Genomic DNA, 21,672 nt, shown 5'->3' with positions numbered 1-21,672 from the left:
TTAGAATAAAACATTAACTCCTAAGGATACGACAGATATATTGGGATAGGTACCGCCATTACTTGTCAACAGTTCCGGATCCCACAGGTCAAAACTGCTAAAGGTAAAAAGATTGGTCCCCCTCAGGTAAAAACGGATATTTTCGAGGCTGATCTTCTGAGCCACATTTTCCGGTAATGTATATCCTATCTCGGCTGTTTTTAATCTTAAAAAATCTATATCCCTTTTCCACCAGGTACTCCCCTGGGTATTGTTATTTTGCCCTAATCCCGTATCTCCGTAGGATAACCTCGGATACAGGGCATAGGGATCGTCATTTTCGGGTGTCCACCGATTCACCGCAACGGTGTACAGGTTTCCGGTACCTCCACCGCCTACAAACGGATGGATTCCGGATCCGCCCATCATAATATCGGCTTCCATCTGACCCTGGAAGAAAACACTAGCATCAAAACCTCTGTATTCGCCAGTGATCCCGAAGCCGTAGGTCAGGGCCGGAACATCGCCCTGGCCGATCTCTCTCTGGTCGTAGGAATCGATCTTCCCGTCACCGTTCAGGTCTTTATACTTGATGTCCCCGGGCATGATCTGGCCGAATTGGTTGGGGAAATCCCCGTCATCGGGTGTGATAAACCCGTCGCCATCGGTATCATCATCCAGGGTATACAAACGTTCGGCTACATAACCAAATCTCGCAAGTAAGGGTGTTCCCCGGCGATCCTGCCATTCATACAATTGCTCGGGCTGGCCGTTCTCAATAATTTTATTCCGGTTATAAGAGAAATTGCCCCGGAACCCCAACCTGAAGTTGCCGAGGTTCTTGTTGTATGTCACAGAACCGTCAAAACCCTTGTTCTCAACTACACCGAGATTTCCGTAGGGATCCGTTGTCAAACCTATATAATTCGGGAGGTCCCCTCGTTGGAGAAAAGCGCCCTTGGTATGCTCCTTAAACAGGTCAAAAATAATCTGAAGCTCATTGCTGAACATGTTCAACTCAATGCCCAGGTCCTGTTTCCTGGATTCCGCCCAGGTGACGTCCACGCCGTAATAGGTCTCCCGGATGCCGGGCGTGAATTGAATACTTTCACCAAAATCGAACCCAAAATCGTTACTTTGTTCTACCCGGCTTAAATAGGAGAACCTTCCGGCCCCGGATTCGGCACCGACCAAACCGTCGGAATACCGTATTTTAAAATAGTTAATCGATTTAGTAAGAGGCTCGAAGAATTTCTCATTGGAAACGACCCACCCTACAGCCACTGAAGGGAAAAATCCATACCGGTTTTCGGGAGCAAAGTTTTCAGAGCCGTTATAACCGGCATTGACCTCAAAGAAATAACGGTCGTCGTAACTGTAGGTGGCACGTCCGGCAAGCCCCTGATTCCGGAAAGGTATGGACTCGGTAAAATCGCCCGCGAAGGCATTGACATAATCCGAACGGTTGAAAAGGATTAACCCGCTTACGTGGTGCTTTCCAAAACTGCGATCGTAATTAAAACTGGTCTCCAGGTAAAACCGGCGGTTTCCTCCATTCGACCTGTCATATCCTAGGAAATTCTGTCCCGTATATGTTTCGTTCAGCAACAGTTCCCCGTTCTCGGTGTACGGGAAATTCTGGTCTACAAAATAGGTGTTCTCTCTTTTCGACCTTGTGATGAACTGCTGGTTATAGGCATCAAAGGCAAACATTCCCGACCAGGACAATCCTTCGGTAATAAAACCTAATTGCTGGTCGATCCGAAGGTTGGAATATATTTGATTTTTATTTTCATTTCTGTATCCGCGTTTGGCAACATCAGCATAGGGATTCCTCAGGCCTCCGTTTGAACTCTTTCCCGGAATATACCCCCCCGGGTATAAAATCGGATATTCTACAGGCGGGGCCTCCATGGCTGCACTGAACACGCTCCCCACACCGGCTCCCGGATAGGTACCTTCGGATAGATAGCCTTGAATTCCTACATTTACTTTGGTAGTCCTGGTGATATCAAGAGTTAAATTGGAAGTAAAATTATAGCGCTTGAACCGGGTATCCGAATCATAGCTTTCCAATCCGTCGGTTACGAATAGTCCGGTTTCATCGTAATACCCTAATGAAACATAGTACACTGCATTTTCGGCTCCACCCGTTACGTTTACGGATGCCCGGCGGTTTCGCCCGAAATCCTTAAATACCGCATCCATCCAATCGACATCGGGATAAAGAAACTTGTCTGTTTTATTTACTGTATTCTCTATATATTCTTCGGAATACCTGGGCTCCTGTCCCCTTGTTGTGAGTGCTTCATTGGCCAGACGCATATAGGTTTCCCCGTCGGCCAGATCGGGAATATTGGTAAACGAGGTCCATCCTTCATTATAATCAATGGAAACTTCGGGCTTTCCGATCCTGCCTCTCTTGGTTTCGATGAGGATCACACCATTGGCCCCCCGAATACCGTAAACCGCAGTTGCCGAAGCATCCTTGAGAATCGTAAAAGAGGCTATGTCTCTCGGATCCAAATTATCTAGGGAACGTTGCACACCATCCACGAGGATCAGCGGGCCTGCATTGGTAAAAGTGGAGATCCCCCTGATCCAGATATCGGCCCCGTCATATCCGGGTAAACCGTCACGCTGTACTCCGGTGAGCCCTGCGACCCTGCCGGCCAGCATGGTGCCGATATTGGCGACGGGCTGTTCCAGTTCCTCTGCTTTGACGGAAGACTGGGCCCCGACCACACTGATCTTCTTCTGTTTTCCGTACCCTACCAGCACCACTTCATCGAGCGACTGGACATCGTCTTCCAGCTGAACATCAATGTTCGTCCGATCGCCGACGGTCACTTCCCTGGTCTTCATACCGATATAGGAAAAAACCAGGACCGCATCCTGTCCCCCCACTTCTATGGTGTATTTTCCATCGAAGTTGGCCACTACCCCGTTTACCGTTCCTTTTTCCGTGACATTAACACCGGGTAGCGGTTGTCCCTGTACATCTGTTATAATTCCCCGAATGACAAGCTGAGCAGTTTTTTTAGGGGCTTCTGTAGTATTGTTTTTTTTGTTTTTTTCCGTTTCTCTGGACCTTAGAATGATCTGCTTTCCTGTGATGTGGACATCTATGGTCGTATTTCTAAACAGTTTTTTTAAAACCTGCCTCAAAGGAGTCTTTTGGGCGTGTATGGAAACAATCCTGGAATAGTTAATTTCGTTGTCCTTGTAAATAAACCGATAGTCGGTTTGCGCTTCTATACCTGTCAACACCCTGTCAAGGCTGACATTTTCCATATCTAGGGAAATTTTATCCTTCTGTCCGTACAGAAAATTTGCATTGGTCTGAATTATCGTGAACAAAAGGAAGGTGGTGGTCAGTTTTACTTTTAAGTCATAACTTAAAAACACGGGGATCTTTTCCCCGATTTTCGTTGGTTTATTCATAAATTTATGGTTCTGTTTTGTGGTTAATCTGATTAATCACTTCCAAATCGGGAAATGTGGCTGCATTTCCCGGTTTTTAAGGGTAGGAAGTCATTAGGGTTTGGTGGTGTCCGGATTGAACTGTATTCTTATCCGATCATGTTTTTTCTTCTTTCATATATCTTGTTTTAGGGTTAATTAATGATAATCTTGTCGTCTGTCATGCGGTAATCAATACCGTAGTGTTCCTTAAAGGTCTCCAGGACCTGTGTGATAGGTTCCTTATTGTCAAAGCTTGCAGTAAACAGCATGTTTCCGATGGAATCTCCGGGCTGGACGATCTCAACATTGTATTGCCGTTCCAGCTTTTTTAGAATATGCTTTAGTTTCATATGTTTGAAAACCATTTGCCCCCTGATCCAGGAAGTATATACGGACACATCTGTTTCCTCTATATTAATATTCTGATCTTTCTTGTCCCAGGTGGCCTTATGCCCCGGAGTGAGTATTGTTTTTTCTGAATGCCTATAGTCCGTCCCTTCATACAACCCGACAGCCCCTTCCACCAGTACGGTCTGGACAGCGGGATCCTCTTCATAGGCAGATACATTGAATTTTGTTCCCAGAACACGAACATTCAGGCCATTGGCTTTCACAACAAAGGGATGCGAGGAATCCTTTGTGATCTCAAAAAAAGCTTCCCCCTGTACTGTGACTTCCCGGTTCCCGACCTCCGAAAACCTTACGGGATACCGGATCGAAGTCCCCGAATTCAAAAGTACTTTGGAACCGTCAGACAGAACAATGTCGAAGCGTTTGCCGTAAGGGACCTTCAGAATGTTATAATTTATCCGGTCTCCCCGGCCTGTTTTTCCGTTATTGTATATCAATGTATTCCGGTTCTGTTTTCCGATCACGCTGCCGTCCTGTCCCCGTATCACTTCCCGGCGGTTCTCCGGAATAATTTCAATGATGCCGTTTTCCTTTTGAAGTGTTATGACATCTGCCGGAATATCATTGGGCGAAGTACTTCGGTCAGTTAAAAAAAACCATCCCGAAATCCCGAGCAATAGAATGATTGCCGCGGCATATTTCTGTAAATGCCCGGGTAAAGAAATGATATTTCTTTTACTCCTTTTTTCGACAGATACCTTAAAAGCAGATAATTCTGTTTCCACATCGACTGATGAAGATGTCAGATCAAAAGTACCTGCGAGGTATCTTGCCTTAAAATCATTGTAGTATTTTTGATTTTCCGCCGATGCGGTAATCCAGTCTTCCACAATCCTTATTTCGGAAGAATTCGCTTTTTCTTCAATATATCTTAAGATTAAATCGTCCATGAAATAAAATCGCCTTTATTAATATAGACGATTCTAAAAGAACAATTACCTAAGATGAATAGCAGAAAGTTTAAAGAAACAGGGAAATGAAGTCCTTTAAATGAAGCCTCATATGTTTTAAAGCATTGGCAATATGATTATCAACGGTCCTGGGAGATAAATTTAAAAGAGTCGCGATTTCCTTTCGCTTCATACCCTCAATCCTGCTTTTTACAAACACTTCTTTGCATTTGTCCGGAAGCAGTTCGATACTTTCATTAATCTTTTTCTGTAATTCGTTTTCCAGTAAGAGTGATGCGGCTTCATCCTTCAAGAACTGCTGCTGAATGGATTTTTTTTTCTCCGAATAATCAAGCCGTACTTCGCGGTGCCTTAAAAGGTCCAGGCAACCATTCCTGGTAAGGGTATAGAGATAGCTGTTAATATTCCTGATAGAACCAATGTCGCTCCTGTTTTCCCAGAGTTTTAAAAAAGTATTCTGAACAATCTCTTCGGCATCTTTCTGACAAGTGACATACCCCCTGGCTATATGCAGTAATTTATCGTAATAAAGCCTGAATAAATTGTCGAAAGAAGCACAATCGTCACGATCTTTTTCTGTCTTTTCGGTATGTAACCGGATCCGTTTCAAAAGATGGTCTAATGTGTTTTATTGAGTAAATCTTAATAAATTTAGTTAATTATACGGATAAAAATATTATCGATGCAATTTATAATTAATAATCCAAAAATTATTATCTCCCACACGAATTTCAAAAAAAAGAATGACCAATCCGTCTGCTCTTAAAAATCGATGGCATCTATACACCGGCCCGCGGCTGGCACTCAGCCATCTCTATTTTGGTTGTATAGCATGGCAGATTTAACAGCCGGGACGATGGCTGCCGGGTTCATCTAAGTAAGTTATGGGGAAGGGTTTGAAATCCCGGGGCATTCGAATATCCGCAAATACCTGTGTATGCACGCCAAAGCATGAGCTTGTCAAAACTCACCGCAAAACAGCTCCCCTCCCAGCCTTTTATCTGAAGAGGGGAGCCTTTTTTCTTGTCCATTATCCACGTTGCTTAACTAAATGACATCGGCCCGCCGGGTCCTTTTCACAGAAATCTCAATCTTCCTGCCTGTCCCACCACAAAGGTGTGGAAAGGGGAACTTCCTCCGGGACATTATTACCATTTTCAGACCTTTCGTTACTGGGATATGCCACACGCCGTATAAAGGTATCCAGAACTGCATTTAAAGGCATCCGGAAATCTTCGTACATATAATCATGCCTCCGCATATCATTCCATGCTTCCGGGTTCAGATAGGTAACCACATACTTTTCCTTGAAGATCAGGTCCAGCGTCAGGTTTGCCATTCCTACACCGACTTCGGGGTTAGCTATATAATCACCGGCATCTTCTCCCGATACTTCCAGTTTTTCCATATGGGCACGAATACCTTCCAGGTATGCATCATAAGCCCTCTCCGTATCTCCGGAACGGAAAGCCGCCTCTGCTTCTACAAATTTCATCTCGGCATAACTTACAATAACAAGCGGGGATTCGGGAGAAGTAACGGTAGAGTTCTCGCTTATATAACATTCGTCCTTAATGGTATTGGCGCCCCCGGTATTTCCTTCCCCGTTCCTCGTTCCCACATATTCTCCGTTTACGGTCAGGTCAGTGATTTTCTCTATCCTCGGATCAAACACGCCGTATTTTTCCCCGTTCAAGTGATTTATCCAGTTATCGGACAACCATCCGCCGAGCAGGTCGTTGGCATTATTTCTCGCAATCTGTGCCCAGGGATTTATTCCTTCGAAAACTCCCATTTCCGCATCGTCCGTATTGGAAGCATATGAATTATCGATGGCATCGAGTACCTGTGAGGCACTATATTCCGCTTTTTTGGATATCTTATTCAGAAATCTGGCCTGCAGGGCATAGGCTGTCTTTATCCATGCCTGTACATCTCCCCCGTGAATAAGGTCTTCCGTTTCCCCGAGCTGAAGATTAGAGCCTGTTTTCTGCAGTTCGTCAATACCTTCGATTATCAGTCTTAATGCTTCCTGGTAAAGCGCTTCTTCCGAATCGTATTCCGGCGCCAGGGTGTTGCCCCCGAACCCGTCGGAGAACGGCGCCGACCCCCAGACATCCGAAACCAGTCCGATGTGGTAAGCCATCAGGATATTCGCGACCCCCAGATGCTCGGAAGAGCCTAATTCTCTTGCCAGGACCTGCATATCATACAGGTCGGCCATCGCGTAATAGGCATAGTCCCACTGGGTGCTGTTATCCGTAACCTGGTAGGTATCTGCCGAACCTCCTGCGGAGGGATTGGCGATATACTGGGTATAATAACCGGTAAAAGCGGCAAAACGCTGGCTGTTCAGTCCGGTTTTATGTGTTACCGTGGTCAATAAAGCATCCAGGGGAGGGTCCTGGACCAGGTTCGGGTTTTCATTAAGGTCAAAATAATTGTCCCTGCATCCCTGTATGATGAGTGTCAATACGATGAGGCTGTATACGGATATAATTTTTTGTGTGGATTTCATTTCAAAAGGTTTACAGTTCAACATTAACAGTAAAAAGGAAACTTCGGAGTGCAGGATAGGTAAAACCTGAAAAACCGTCTATATTGGACCCGCTGGAAAAAGAACTGCTTTCCGGATCGTAACCGTCATATTCGGTCCAAAGCCATAGATTGTTTCCTGTAGCCGTAAAGCTGGCTCTTCGTATAAAGGAATTATCCAGCCATTTTTCGGGCAGGTTATAGGTGAGGGAAACCGAGCGCAGGCGCACCCAGGAGGCATCTTCCACAAAATTCTCGGATACCGCCCTGTAATTGTTCCTATAGTAACCGATGCCGTAATCCCTTCCTGTATTTGGGTCCGTTCCCTGTCCCAGCCAGACTTCCCGGGTATTCGGGGCTCCGTCTGCCGTTACTCCTTTAAAGACTTTATAATCATTTCTGTTCTCCGTAATCTCCGACATACCGAACGCCGCATAAAAATTAGCCAGCTGGTTATACCTGTATTGTCCTATTCGTGCATCCATCAGCGTGGTGAGTGTTATATTTTTATACCGGAAGGTATTGCTCCATCCTCCTATCCATTTCGGTTGTGCGTTACCCAGTATCTTTTGTACCGATTGCTGCTCCATTACCGGGAAACCGTCTTCGCCGATTACAATGGGACGGGATTTGTCCAGATGTGCTTTCTGGTCCACTCCTGCCTGGATCTCTTCCTCCGTGTAATACCTTTTGTACACAGAGCCAAAAAGCGAACCATATGCTTCTCCGGGGACCAGTTTCATGGTTACGGTAGACCCGATATAACCGAATTGTGATTCCAGGATAATTTCTTCCAAGCCTTCACGTATGTCCAGTATCTTGTTCCTGTTGGCTGAAAAGTTAAGCTGTGTTTCCCAGGAGAAGTCTTCTTTTTTTACCGGTGTGGCAAATAGTGTGACTTCCACACCCTGGTTTCGCATACTCCCGGAATTAACTACTGCCTTAACATATCCCGTGCCTGAAGAAACCGGCACCTCTATGATCTGGTCCTTACTGGTAGAATAATAATACGTAAAGTTAAAGCCCAGACGGGAATTCAGGAACGACATCTCCAGTCCGGTTTCATAGGTGTCCGTAAATTCCGGTCGCAGTTCCGGGTCTCCGAGCAGGGATGAACGGGTGAAACCGATATATCCGGAAGGCAAATCGGAATAACTACCGTATCCGCGGCTAGTAGCGTAAGACAGGGCATCTTTACCTATTCTCGCATAGGAGAAACGGAATTTACCGTTGCTGATAAAATCTGGCAGGGAAAGGTTTTCACTAAAGATATAACTCAAACTTGCCGAAGGATAGAAAAACGAATTGTTGGGTTTCACCAGGCTGGATGTCCAGTCGTTCCTACCGGTAAACGTAAGGTACAGGAAGCGCTTATAATCAAAAGAAAGCTCCCCGAAAAGCCCCATTAACCGGTAGCGAACTTCATTTTTGTCCGTATTGATGATATTCAGGATATTGGCATTCCTGAGGTCAAACCAGTTGTAAACCGTGAGGTCGGACCCTTCGGTCCCGGTATTCCTTACTTTCCGGGTATACAATTCATGTCCTATACGCACGGTAGCGTTAAGGTCATCAGAAAAATTGTGTTTGGCACTGGCTATAAAGGTACTGTTAAGTGTCTGGAAACGGGTATTGTATTCATATACAAATCCTCTTCCCGGTGCGGCTTTCACCCCATTGTCCTCTACCAGGCGTTCCCCTTCAAGCCCCCGGAATCCTACCGCAGTCCTTCTGCGGTTGTCATTATAACTATCCGTTCCCACCCGGTAACTGAAGTCCAGCCAGCTCAACGGGCTGTATGTGAAGTTCACACTACCTATGAAACGGTCTACATCATCCTTAAACCGGTTGGTAGAAGCCACATATATGGGGTTAGAGGTGCCTCCGTAGGACCTCATCGTGCCGTTATCTTCCCGGAAGTCCGTAACATCATGCCTCCCCGACCAGTATACCAACTGTTCGTTGTACCTGTCCGGGTTATAACGGTACCCTCCGGAATTAATATAAGACATACTCATTCCCATTTTGAACTTATCGCTGATCTTCACATCCGTATTGAGACGGGCCTGATAATTCTTGTAATCCGTAAAAGGCAAAATCCCTTTCTGGTCGAATTGCGACAAAGAAGCCAGGAAGGTTATGGTTTCGTTCCCTCCGGAAAAAGACAGGTCGTTCCGGAATTGGGAGCCAGTTTTAAACGCATCTTCTACATGATTATAGAGCTTATCCGGGTGGGTAGGGTCCAGGGCCTTGGCCTCTTCCACCGTTGGCCCCCAGGAAGGCCAGAAATCATCCGGGTTATATTCACCCATCCACCCCTGGCTGAATTTGTCCTGTATATCCGGAAATTTATTTACGTTATCAATACCATAAGTGCTCGAATAACTTACTCTTATGGCCCCGGCTTTCCCCGATTTGGTGGTAATTACCACAACCCCATTAGCACCGCGAAGCCCGTAAAGCGCAGTTGCGGCCCCTCCTTTGAGCACATTTATGGTTTCTATATTGTTGGGGTTAAGATCCGCAGCACGGTTGCTCATCCCTCTTAATTCGGCACCATCACCGAATGTCGAGGTACTGTTGTCTATGAGCACCCCGTCTATGACAAACAGCGGCTGGTTATCGCGGGAAGGGTCTATGGAATTAATTCCCCTTATCTGTATGTTAGCACCCTGCCCAGGGGCACCCCCTGTACTGTTTATGGTTACACCGGCAATCTTTCCCTGCAGGGAATTGACGACATTGGACTGTTTGTTCGCGTTCAGAAGTTCCTCATCCACTTTTTGGGAAGCGAAACCCAGGGAGCGTTCCGTCCGTTCTATCCCCAGCGCCGTAACCACAACCTCATCCAGCGCCTGGGCATCTTCTTCCAGTAGTACATCAATAACATCAGATTCCCCTACCGTACGGGTTACGGTGGTCATGCCCACATAGGAAAACCGAAGTATATCGCCCGTGGAGGCCCTGATCGTGTAATTTCCGTCAAAGTCCGAAGTAGTTCCCGTGGTTGAGCCTACAATAATAATACTCACCCCGGGGAGCGGTGTATTTTGTGCATCTGTAATGGTTCCGGTGACCTGGGCCACTCCCTTAAAGCCAAAAAGGGTACACGCCGCAAGCGTGATTAGCAGTAATTTTCTCATGTGTTAGTTCAGTTTATTATTCAGGTATAAATCCAAATATAACAATATAACACCAAATTAACTTAATCATAACATATTCATTTCACATTTTAACGATTAACACATATAAAAAACAATACATTGAAAGAAATGATTTTTTTATGTAAGTTTATCACTTATTCAAAAAATCAGACACTACCATGAAGCAGTTCTTATGCACTTTATGTTTAGCAACCCTAATCATTTCCTGCCAGACGAAAAACAAAGAAAAAACCTCTGTCGAACCGGCAGCAGAGACAACCGTAAAAAAACCGGAATGGATCTCCCTTTTTAACGGTAAGGACCTGGATGACTGGAAAGTAAAAATATCCAAACACGAGTTGGGAGATAACTACGCCAATACCTTTCGCGTGGAGGACGGACTGCTTAAGGTCCGCTATGACGGATATGAAAAATTCGACCGGCAATACGGGCACATATTCTACAAAAAGCCCTTTTCAGCTTACCTCCTGCGGCTGGAGTATCGCTTCATGGGGGAACAGGCCCCGGAAGGTGAAGGCTGGGCATGGCGTAACAGCGGAGCTATGCTGCACGGGCAATCCCCGGAGAGCATGTTGAAGGACCAGGATTTTCCCATCTCTATAGAGGCCCAGATACTTGGAGGAGACGGTTCCGACCCCAGGCCTACGGGTAACCTCTGTACTCCCGGCACCAATGTGGTTATTGCGGATACGCTTTATACCGATCACTGCCTGAACTCCAGTTCCAAGACATATCACGGCGATCAATGGGTACGGATGGATATGCTTGTCCTGAGAGATTCGGTCATACATCATATCGTGGAAAACGATACGGTCCTTACCTATTATAAACCGCAATACGGAGCGGGTTCCGTATCTGATTTTGATCCTGCTGTAAAAAAGGACGGAGAACTGATTAAGGAAGGTTATATTTCCCTGCAAAGCGAAAGCCACCCTATAGAGTTCCGCAAAGTAGACCTTCTGGACCTCGATCCTTACATGGATGATCCTGAACAATTGAAGAGAGTATTGGAAGGAGTGCGGGATTAGAGGCACGAGGTTAGTTGGAAGAATGAAGCACGGAGCACGAAGCCGAAAAACTATTTCGAACTTCGTGCTCCGTGCTTATGACTTCGGACTTATACTACTTCTTCTGGCGATTTTACGGTTGCCAGGTACCTTTCCGCATCCAGGGCTGCCATACATCCGGTACCGGCAGCAGTTATAGCCTGTCTGTATTCCTTATCCTGAACATCCCCGCTGGCAAAAACACCGGGTTTACTTGTTTTGGTAGATTTACCATAGGTAAGAACATAGCCGGTTTCATCCATTTCCAGCTGTCCTTTAAAGATATCCGTATTCGGTTTATGCCCGATAGCTATGAACAGCCCGGTCACTTTTATATCTTCTTTTTCACCGGTCTGGTTATTTACCATACGAATACCTTCTACCACCTGGTCTCCCAGTACTTCATCTATTTCGGTAAAGTAGCGGACTTCCAGGTTGGGTGTGTTAGCCACCCTGTGCTGCATGGCTTTGGAGGCTCTCATTTCTCCTTTTCGTACCAACATAGTTACCTTACTACAGATATTAGCCAGGTAGGTAGCTTCTTCCGCCGCAGTATCTCCTCCACCTACAATCGCTACATCCTGTCCTTTATAGAAGAATCCGTCACAAACCGCACAGGCGGAAACCCCGCCACCGCGAAGCCGTTGCTCACTTGGTAATCCCAGGTATTTGGCAGATGCCCCTGTTGCAATAATTACGGACTCTGCTTCCAGCTTCTTGGAATTATCGATAGTAACTTTATGAATTCCCCCTCTTTCGCTACTGAACTCTACGGACGTTGCCATACCTATCCTTACTTCGGTACCAAAACGTTCTGCCTGCTTTTGAAGTTGCAGCATCATGGTGGGGCCGTCTACTCCATCAGGATATCCCGGGAAATTATCCACTTCGGTAGTGGTTGTGAGTTGTCCTCCGGGTTCCAACCCCGTATACAATACGGGTTTAAGATCGGCCCGGGCTGCATAGATAGCCGCAGTGTAACCGGCAGGGCCGGATCCTATAATAAGACATTTAATTCTTTCTACTGTATCTGACATGGTTAACTCCTTGTTTTAATTGCTTAACAAAATTAGAATAATTAATAGGAACGGGATATAAAAAGTTATCAAAAGTTATTATGGAACCATTGTCCCCGGTTATGCCACATCCGTTTTGCAATACCCCGGCCGGGCACCTTTCGTCCGATCACGGAAGCTTTTGCTGTTTTAAAACCAGCTTGGCTATTTTTCCCTTACCTGCGGCATAAGCCACGGAGTCATTCAAAAAACGTATGGTATAGAACCCCTCAGAAGATACGGGCTTCCAGGTACTGCCTCCGTTACGCGAAAACGAAATCCCTTCAAAACCTACCGCTATAACTTCCTTTCCTTCTCTTCCCGGAATATATTGTATACATGAACGATACCCCGGAGGTTTTTTGCTGGCCACCAGTTTCCAGCTTTTGCCGCCGTCTGTAGTTACCGCTTTGTTGGCTGTATTGTATTCCGGCCTGGTATAATCTCCGCCAATGGCAATTCCGGTATTTTTATCCCAGAAATCAACAGAGTACATACCCAGGGTAGGCTCCCCCTGTACCACGGGAACATTGTATACTTCCCAGCTGTTCCCTTTGTCCGGAGAGTAAAAAACCCTGCTGCGCAATCCTCCGGAAATAATCCATGTTCTGTCTCCTATAATATCTATATTGGTATTACTTGCTGCGAATGCCGCTTCTCCTTCAACGGCCAAAGGTAATTTGTCACATGGAATCCTGGACCACGAATTTCCCCCGTTGCGTGTTACCAAAACAGAAAGACAACCGCTTTCCGTAGGGTCCCCGATGGCAATTCCTTCTCTTTCATTCCAGAATTTCATGGCATCATAAAAAGCCCTTTCGTGGGTTTCCCGGTACACCAGTTCGGCTCCTCCGTTTTCTTCAACTTTATAAAGCAGGGCGGGGCTGCCTATGCCAAGTAAAAAGACATCATTATCATTGGTGGCTATAGCGCGGAAATGGGGCACTATGGTATCATAAGATACGGAATCGATAACAGGGCTACCCTTATAATCAAAATACCCGTACCTCCCGCGGTCATCGGCAAACCAGAGCGTTTTACCGGATACTATTTCAATGGCGCGGACACTCATGGAGTCTTCCAGCATCGGGGTTATGGAAACCCCTGTAATATCCCTGGCTTCAAATTTCCCGGAAGAAGTGCAGGAAACCGATATCAGCAAAGACAAAATAAATAACAGTTTGTTCATTATGGTGGTTATTAAAAAACCTTTATCAGGTTCTGTTACAAAGATAAGTTTCTTTTTCAAAGGATAACAAAACCGGAACGGTACCTGGTAAGCGGTAAACGTGTTACAGTTCGGAGTTGAGAAGTCCTGATGTATATCTGAATGGGGGCGGGAATTATTTTTTTGTTCCAGGTTACAGGTTGCAAGAGCCGAAGGACAAGCACAAAGCGAGGTGGCTGAGTGTCCCGAACTCCGTTCGGGATGTACCGAAGCCACCGGGTTACAGGTAAGATATTCTGAGTAACCCCTAGTTTTTGTTAAAAAATGATGTTTTAACCTGAAAACAAGGGCCTTTTTTAACTTATCGTCGTATATTAATATCCGTTAACCAGAAAACACTTTACTTATGAAATCAATATCATGCTTTTTCACTGCAATGATGGCCTTGTTCATTATTTCCTGTAAAAACGATAAAGCGGAAGAACAGGGAAAAACCCTGGGGCCGCTTTATGTTTCCAATGAAAAGCCGGGTCCGGGGGATTCCCTGCACATCATATATACCACCGAAAAAAAGGACCCGAAAGCCTATTACTATTATGCTGTTAACGACAATTTCTATCCCGCGGATATCCCCGTAAAGAACGTTTCGGGAAAATGGGAAGGTGCCCTGCGCATCCCCGACTCCGCTACCGCCATCACTTTTGCCTTTAAAACGGACAGCGAATTTGACAGCAACAACAAGCAGGGTTTCGTACTCCCTCTCTATACGGACGAAGGAGAATTGCTCAAAGGTACCCTGGCCAGTATGGCTTCTTATTACGAAAGTTATTATGCAAAATCGCACGGTGTGGAAATGGAAAAAGATTCATCGGTCGCCCTGTTCAAACAGGAATTTGCGAAACATCCGGATATATTGAACATCTGGGATAAGACCTATGCCCGAATACTGTACAAGAAAGACGAAGAGGAGGGAAAAAAATGGATCGAAGAATATATGGCAGCTTACGAAACCGGTGAAGAACTCACTGACAAAGATTACAGTACCCTGGTAGCTATGCACAATATCATGGGCAATGATTCTGTAGCGGAAGCCCTGACAGAAAAAGCCATAGCCGATTATCCCAAAGGAACAATAGCTAAAAACAAGCTGTCCCGAACATTTTACAATGAAAAGGATATTACAAAGAGAGAAGCCTTGTTCAAGGAGTATGCAGCTTCCTTTAATGATACGAATGGAAAAAATTTCATGCTATATATACTGGCCAAGGAATATGCCGACCGTGGCGATTATGAAACCTTTACCACATATGCTGACCAGATATCCGAAGAAAGCAGGGATAAAACCTCATTGTACAATAGCGTAGCGTGGAAACTCGCCGAAGAAGGAAAAGACCTCGATTTTGCTGCCGAAATGTCCAAGAAGTCACTGGACATCATCGAATCGCTCCGGCAAGGTGCGGGAGACAAACCGGACTACCTGTCCGAAAGCCAGTACAGAGAGAACCTGGATGGCAGTTACCGGATGTATGCCGATACCTATGCCCTTATCCTGTTTAAACAGGGGCAGGTGAAAGAGGCGGTGAAATACCAGGAAGAGGCCATAGGAGAAGGCAAATCTCCCGAAGTCAACGAGCGTTACGTCCAGTTTCTCCTGGCCAGTGAAAATTATGGTACGGCAAAGGAAAAAGCGGAAGAATTTATCCGCGAAGGCGTTTCGACGGAAAAAATAAAAGAATACCTGAAATCGGCCTATACGGAAAACAAAGGTTCCGATGAAGGGTTTGACATCTACCTCTCCGGTCTCGAAAAAGTTGCCCGTGCCAAAATACTGGAAGAAGTAAAGAAAAATATGCTCGATGAAGAAGCTCCGGCTTTTTCCCTGAAAAACCTGGATGGCGACGATGTTTCCCTGAGTTCCATGAAAGGAAAAGTAGTTATCCTCGATTTCTGGGCTACCTGGTGTGGCCCCTGCAAAAGTTCTTTTCCCGGAATGCAAAAAGCGGTTACCAAATACGAGGACGACCCTGGCGTAGAATTCCTGTTTATCGATACCTGGGAGGGAGATAAACCCAAAGCCCGCTTAAAGAAAGTGAAGGATTTTATAGATCAAAACCAATATACCTTCCATGTATTGCTGGACACTCCTGTTTCAGAAGGCAGCAGGGAGTTTGACATTGTAGATAAATACGGTGTGGAGGGCATTCCCACCAAAGTCATCATAGGCCCGGAAGGCCGGATTAATTTCAGGTCGGTAGGTTATAGCGGCAATAACGAAAAACTAGTGGAAGAACTGGATATTATGATAGAGTTGCTGCAATCATAATACAAAACCCTAAAGATCAAAAATCCCAAATTCCGGAAAATTACGGGATTTGGGATTTGATATTTCTTATCCGGTTCAGGGAAAGGCCCTGATCCCGTGTCTACCTGTTATGTCTTTGGTTTCTATATGCTTTTACCCGGTCCGTTTATGAAGTTAACATAGATTATCGGGAAATTGAGTATGGGCTAAATAACCGGGCGCTACCAGATAATCATTTACAATGTAATTGTCATTACTGCCCCCCGGATTTGAAATCCGGAACGGGTTAATTTGATTTTGATACCGGTTCGCCATACAGGTCAAAATCGGAGGCATCTATGATGTTAATGTCTGTAAATTCCCCTATACGGACATAATGTTGTGAAGCATCTATCAGTACTTCGTTATCCACATCGGGAGAATCGAATTCCGTACGGCCTACAAAATAATTACCTTCTTTCCGGTCTATGATACAACGGAATGTCCGCCCTATCTTTTCCTGGTTCAGCTCCCAGGATATTTGCGACTGGATCTCCATAATTTCGGCAGCTCGTTGTTGTTTTACCTCTTCCGGAACATTATCCTCCAAGGTATAGGCATGCGTATTTTCTTCATGAGAATAGGTAAAACATCCCAGCCTTTCAAACTGCATTTCTTTTACCCAGTCTTTCAGCACCCGGAAATCTTCTTCGGTTTCTCCCGGATATCCTACTATTAATGTGGTACGGATGGCCATTTCCGGCACTGCTTTCCGGAAATCCCGGAGTAGTCCGGTAGTTTTTTCCTTGGTGGTCCCCCTCCGCATGGATTTCAGGATGGGATCGGCGATGTGCTGAAGCGGAATATCTATGTAATTACATACTTTAGGTTCTTCCTTCATTACTTCCAGGACATCCATCGGAAACCCGGTGGGGAATGCGTAGTGCAAGCGTATCCATTCAATACCGTCTACCTTTACAAGCTCGCGAAGCAGTTCGGCCAGGTTTCTCTTTTTATAAAGGTCCAGACCATAATAAGTAAGGTCCTGGGCGATAAGGATCAGTTCCTTTACTCCTTTTTCGGCAAGTTTTCCGGCTTCTTTAACCAGGTCCTCTATTGGTGTACTGCGATGTTTTCCCCGCATCAGGGGAATGGCGCAGAACGAACAGGGACGGTCACAACCTTCCGCTATTTTCAAATATGCGTAGTTCTTCGGCGTTGTGGTAAGCCGTTCCCCTACGAGCTCGTGTTTATAATCAGCTCCCAACGCTTTTAAAAGAACAGGGAGATCGGAGGTGCCGAAATACTGGTCCACATGGGGGATCTCCTTCTCCAGGTCCGGTTTGTAGCGCTCGCTGAGACATCCGGTAACAAAAACCTTATCTACGGCGCCCTCTTCTTTTTTCTGAACATATTCGAGTATGGTGTTCACACTTTCTTCCTTGGCATTATTAATAAAGCCGCAGGTATTGATCACCACTATATTACCTTCTTCTTCATGAACAACATCCTTACCACTGGCCTTTAACTGCCCCATCAAGATTTCACTGTCGTAAACATTCTTGGAACATCCCAGGGTAACTACATTTATTTTATTCTTTTTCAGAGACTTGGTCCTCATTGCATTGCCGTATTAGGAGTGCAAAAGTACGGAAGATGCCGGACATATTTACCCTATAGGCGAAAAATTAAAAAGCCCGGTGGTCCGCACCGGGCTTTCTTCTTCTATTTTATTTCTTTCAGTAATTCCCTAACCGCTGCTTCGAGCTGGGGGTCCTTACCGCCAAGAAAGTCGTTGTAGGGCAACGGCACCAGGATATCCGGTTCCAGTTCCAGGTTTTCGGTGGGCCTGGCTTCTTTTCCTATTGTGGCCACCATCGGTATACCGAATACTATGGACGGGTCTATCTGGCGTTCCCACCATACGGCGGTTCCTGTTCCCGCTACCGGCATACCTACCAGTTTACCGATACCGTTCTGCTTATACACATACGGAAAGATAAATGCATCGCTGTAATTTCCTTCGCTCATTACCACTATACTGGGTTTAGTCCAGCGCGACATCGGTTCTCCTCCTTCCACAATGTGTCCCTGCGGGGCGAATTTCAGGTATTCTTTACCGCTGAGAAAGGTATTGAGATCGTCGTGTAACCAACCGCCACCGTTAAAGCGGGTATCCACGACCAGGGCTTTTTTACCCAGGTTTTTTCCGAGTACATTTTCATATACGTCACGGAAACTGCCGTCGTTCATTCCCTGTATGTGTACATAACCAAGTTTTCCGCCACTCAGGGAATCCACCATCTTTTCCATGCTTTTCACCCACCGGCGATACATAAGTCCGTTTTCTTTCCCCAGGGAAACGGGTTTTACCGGCTCTTCAAAAGTCTTACTGCCTCTCTTAACGGTAAGCAGTACATTTTTATCCTGAATGTTCAGCAGGTATTTATTCCAGTTTTCCCCGGCACCGATCTCTTCACCATTGACCTTTATCAGGATATCTCCGGCCTTTATTTTACTGAGCGCCGTGTTCAGCGGGCCGCCCGGAATCACTTCGGAAATCCGGATGCCTTCACCGGTGTATTTCTCATCAAACAAAAGCCCCAGGGAAGCGGTATGATCTCCTTTTGAAGTATCCGCATAAAACCTGCCGCCGGTATGTGATGCGTTCAGTTCCCCTAAAAATTCACTCAGCAATTCCTGAAAGTCGTAGTTGTTATTGATATGCGGCAGGAATCTTCCATATTCATCGTAGTACATCTGCCAGTCGATACCATGAATATCCGGATCGTAAAACTTTTTCTTCACCTGGCGCCACATGTGGCTGAACATATACCGGCGTTCGGCAGCGGCATTTACGGCCATATCGGCATCTATACTGATGTTTTCCACCTTTCCGCTTTCGGCATCTACCTTCACCAGTTTGCCCCTGTTACTCAGGTACAGCGTTTTTCCGTCTTCACTGATCTCAATACCGCTGGGACTTCCTCCCATTTTGGCCAATACCTTGGTCTCACGGGTCCGCGGTTCGGTGACCCAGAGGTCATATCCCTTTTCAAAGGCGGCGAGGTAATACACTTTGTCACCTTCCTTGTTCAGCACATAATCGCTGATACTGGAACTGTTTATGGTAAGCTTTACCTTCCGGTTATCCAGGTTATCAAGGTCCAGGACCAGTTTTTTATCCTCTTTCTTTTTATCCTTATCCTTTTTCTTTGACTTTTTATCGTCCTTTTCTTCTTTTTCCTTCTTCTCTTCCTCTTCTTTCTCTTTTACAAGTTCGAATTCTTCCTTACTCAGGGAATAACGGTCATAGGCTTCCTGGTCGAAGAAAACGGCATAAATGTCCGACTCCCTGCTTCCCTGGTAAGCGAGTGATTTTCTGCCTTCACGGCTACTCATGTACGTCATCATTTTTCCTTCGGGTCCCCATTTGGGAGATTCTTCGCCAAAACCTCCGTTTACCGGGTGGAAAATATCGCCCGTCCCATCTGCTTTTAACAATGCCGTATTGCGGCGTACAAAATAACCTTTACTATCATCTACCAGCAGCCATTTACTGTCGGGGCTCCATTGAAAGGACCAATCTCCGTCACTATAAGAAAAGTTCCGTCCTTCGGGGAGTACGGTTACTTTTTGCCCCGTATCCATATCGAGCACTTTCAGTATATTCCGCTCTTCGATAAATGCTATTTTCTTTCCATCAGGAGCATACTGCGGCTGAAACTCTTCGGCTTCCGTAGCTACAACGGCTTCCGTCTCCAGCACGGTAGCGGCATAAAAATACTTCTCATCCGGTCTGCGGAGCGTTATTTTATATATGTTCCAGCTGCCATCCCGTTCTCCGGAGAAAAGCAGTGTCTTGCCGTCGGGAGACCAGTTGATCATCCTTTCCTGTTCCGGGGTGTTTGTCACTCTTTTTGTCCTGGAATCATCTGTTCCGGTCACAAATACTTCACCACGGTTTACAAAAGCTATTTCTTTTCCGTTAGGACTTACTGCAAATTCCGTCACGCTATTGATATCCATGTTCTCCACAACCTGAAAAGCTGCATCATCCATCACCTTTATATCCAGTTTTACAGGTGTCCTTCCCGGTTTCATCACATACACATCTCCTTTCCATGTGAACGCTATGGTATTGTCGTCCGCAATACTCAGGTGGCGCACGGGAAAACCGGTAAAGGCAGTAAGCTGCTTTTCGGTATTGCCGGACAGGGACATTTCGTAAAGGTTTTGGGTACCGTCTTTTTCATTCAGGTAATAAACCATATTACTATCCGCGCCGAACACGGGGTCCCGGTCTTCTCCTTTAAAGGAACTGAGTTTTTTATAGGTGTCACCTGCCGGGTCAAACAGCCATATATCCCTGGTCACGGATGATGTATGATGCTTTCTCCAGGGATCTTCATATCCCTTTCTGTCTTCAAACACAATCCTGGTGCCATCGCGGTTATAGCGGGCTTCACTTATGCCTGCCGCAGTGACCAGCACAGGCCTCCCTCCTTTCACAGGAACGGTATATAGGTTGTTAAAAAGACGAGACATGGGGAAACGCACGCTTTGAGAAGGAGCGTTCCTGCCACTTCCGAAAAGGACGGAACTGTTGTCCGGAGTAAAATCGTAAGGCAGGTCGTCCGCACTGTTGTAGGTAAGCCTTACGGGAGTGCCTCCTGTTGCGGGCATGGTATAAACATCAAAATTCCCGTAGCGGTTGCTGGAAAAAGCTATGGTATTTCCGTCGTGGCTCCATACCGGCCTCATATCATAAGCCTCTCCAACGGTAATGGGAACGGCTATGCCCCCTTCGGTCCCCGTACGATACAGGTTTCCCATATAACCAAAAACTATAGTCTTTCCATCCGGGGAAATAGAAGGATACCGCAACCAACGTGCGTTTTCCTGGGCGAATAACGATCCTGTCAGGAGACAGACCATTATTGCCAAACTGATTTTTTTCATGAAAATCGGAGATTTAGTTAGTTTAAAAAAGTGTTAATGTATCTTATAAGGACGCAGTTTACTGCATTTTGTTACATATATAATATCCGTTAACATTTTTTAACAAATAAAAACGAACTGTCTAAAGCGTTGTGTCCTTATCCCCGTGAAGTATATCCGGAGGCCTAAGAACAAGTATCGTAAACCGTCGGAAATTGGATTTTAGCACTATTTGTCGGGAAATCGGTTTTACCCTTCCCGATAATCAGCAGGATCGGGAGAAGACGCCCTGCTGAGCCGGATTGAAGAAGGCGTGGGTCGCTTTGCGGGACAGGGAATTTTGATCAGCCCGAACTTTGACTGTATATACCCTGATGTTTGCGGGGATATCCATGGTCCGGGAGATCAAACCCTCCGTCTCATCATAGATGAGCCACCTCCCTTCATCTGAAGGGAGGAGCCTTTTGGTTTTTTCTGCCCTGTTTACTCCGTTATAACTTCAAAGGATTTCTCTCTTCATCCCGATAATTATGGAGAGAAGACGCCGTGCTGAGCCGGATTGAAAAAGGCATGGGCCGCTTTGCGGGACAGGGAGTTTTGACCAGCCCGAACTTTGGTTGTATACACCCTGGTGTTTCCGATGATATCCATGGTCCGGGAGATCAAACCCTCCGTCTCATCATGGATGAGCCACCTCCCTTCATCTGAACGGAGGA

11 protein-coding genes are annotated in these 21,672 nt (G+C 45.9%); 2 read left to right on the top strand and 9 right to left on the bottom strand.

All coding sequences use genetic code 11. The features are described 5' to 3' along the window. The 5 genes from ED312_RS05335 to ED312_RS05315 form a co-directional block, all read right to left on the bottom strand. A complete protein-coding gene (locus tag ED312_RS05335) occupies positions 1-3,423 on the bottom strand; it encodes a TonB-dependent receptor (RefSeq protein WP_240643030.1) in 3,423 nt (1,140 codons plus the stop codon). A 173-nt stretch (positions 3,424-3,596) separates the two neighbouring features. Further along, on the bottom strand, positions 3,597-4,745 hold the full coding sequence (locus ED312_RS05330) for a FecR family protein (RefSeq protein ID WP_123214972.1): 1,149 nt from the start codon (positions 4,743-4,745) through the stop codon (positions 3,597-3,599). 70 nt (positions 4,746-4,815) lie between these two features. After that, positions 4,816-5,376, bottom strand: coding sequence for an RNA polymerase sigma-70 factor (locus ED312_RS05325; RefSeq protein WP_123214971.1), 561 nt, complete (start codon positions 5,374-5,376; stop codon positions 4,816-4,818). A gap of 477 nt (positions 5,377-5,853) precedes the next feature. Then, the gene (locus ED312_RS05320; protein WP_123214970.1) at positions 5,854-7,284 is read right to left on the bottom strand and encodes a SusD/RagB family nutrient-binding outer membrane lipoprotein; all 1,431 of its coding nucleotides are present in this window, start codon (positions 7,282-7,284) and stop codon (positions 5,854-5,856) included. Positions 7,285-7,294: 10 nt separating this feature from the next. After that, positions 7,295-10,444: a SusC/RagA family TonB-linked outer membrane protein gene (locus tag ED312_RS05315; RefSeq protein WP_123214969.1), complete on the bottom strand. Its 3,150-nt coding sequence runs from the start codon at positions 10,442-10,444 to the stop codon at positions 7,295-7,297. Positions 10,445-10,623: 179 nt separating this feature from the next. On the opposite strand from ED312_RS05315, the gene ED312_RS05310 reads away from it, so the two are divergent. Then, complete coding sequence (locus ED312_RS05310) at positions 10,624-11,493, top strand: 3-keto-disaccharide hydrolase (RefSeq protein WP_123214968.1); 870 nt, start codon at positions 10,624-10,626, stop codon at positions 11,491-11,493. A gap of 89 nt (positions 11,494-11,582) precedes the next feature. On the opposite strand, the gene trxB is transcribed toward ED312_RS05310, so the two are convergent. Next, positions 11,583-12,548: a thioredoxin-disulfide reductase gene (gene trxB, locus ED312_RS05305; protein WP_123214967.1), complete on the bottom strand. Its 966-nt coding sequence runs from the start codon at positions 12,546-12,548 to the stop codon at positions 11,583-11,585. 148 nt (positions 12,549-12,696) lie between these two features. After that, complete coding sequence (locus tag ED312_RS05300; protein WP_123214978.1) at positions 12,697-13,755, bottom strand: WD40/YVTN/BNR-like repeat-containing protein; 1,059 nt, start codon at positions 13,753-13,755, stop codon at positions 12,697-12,699. Positions 13,756-14,140: 385 nt separating this feature from the next. On the opposite strand from ED312_RS05300, the gene ED312_RS05295 reads away from it, so the two are divergent. Beyond that, positions 14,141-16,057 (top strand): TlpA disulfide reductase family protein, encoded by a 1,917-nt coding sequence (locus ED312_RS05295; protein WP_123214966.1) that lies wholly within the window; start codon positions 14,141-14,143, stop codon positions 16,055-16,057. A 265-nt stretch (positions 16,058-16,322) separates the two neighbouring features. Here ED312_RS05295 and rimO read toward each other — a convergent pair whose 3' ends face one another. Both rimO and ED312_RS05285 read right to left on the bottom strand, forming a co-directional pair. Beyond that, complete coding sequence (gene rimO / locus ED312_RS05290; protein ID WP_123214965.1) at positions 16,323-17,636, bottom strand: 30S ribosomal protein S12 methylthiotransferase RimO; 1,314 nt, start codon at positions 17,634-17,636, stop codon at positions 16,323-16,325. A gap of 104 nt (positions 17,637-17,740) precedes the next feature. Further along, entirely contained in the window at positions 17,741-20,977 is a 3,237-nt protein-coding gene (locus ED312_RS05285; protein WP_123214964.1) for a S41 family peptidase, read from the bottom strand. Positions 20,978-21,672: the final 695 nt, after the last annotated feature.

The sequence above is a fragment of the Sinomicrobium pectinilyticum genome (genome assembly GCF_003725735.1).
GTDB classification, from domain to species: Bacteria; Bacteroidota; Bacteroidia; order Flavobacteriales; family Flavobacteriaceae; genus Sinomicrobium; species Sinomicrobium pectinilyticum.
This window is presented reverse-complemented; position numbering and strand designations above follow the sequence as displayed.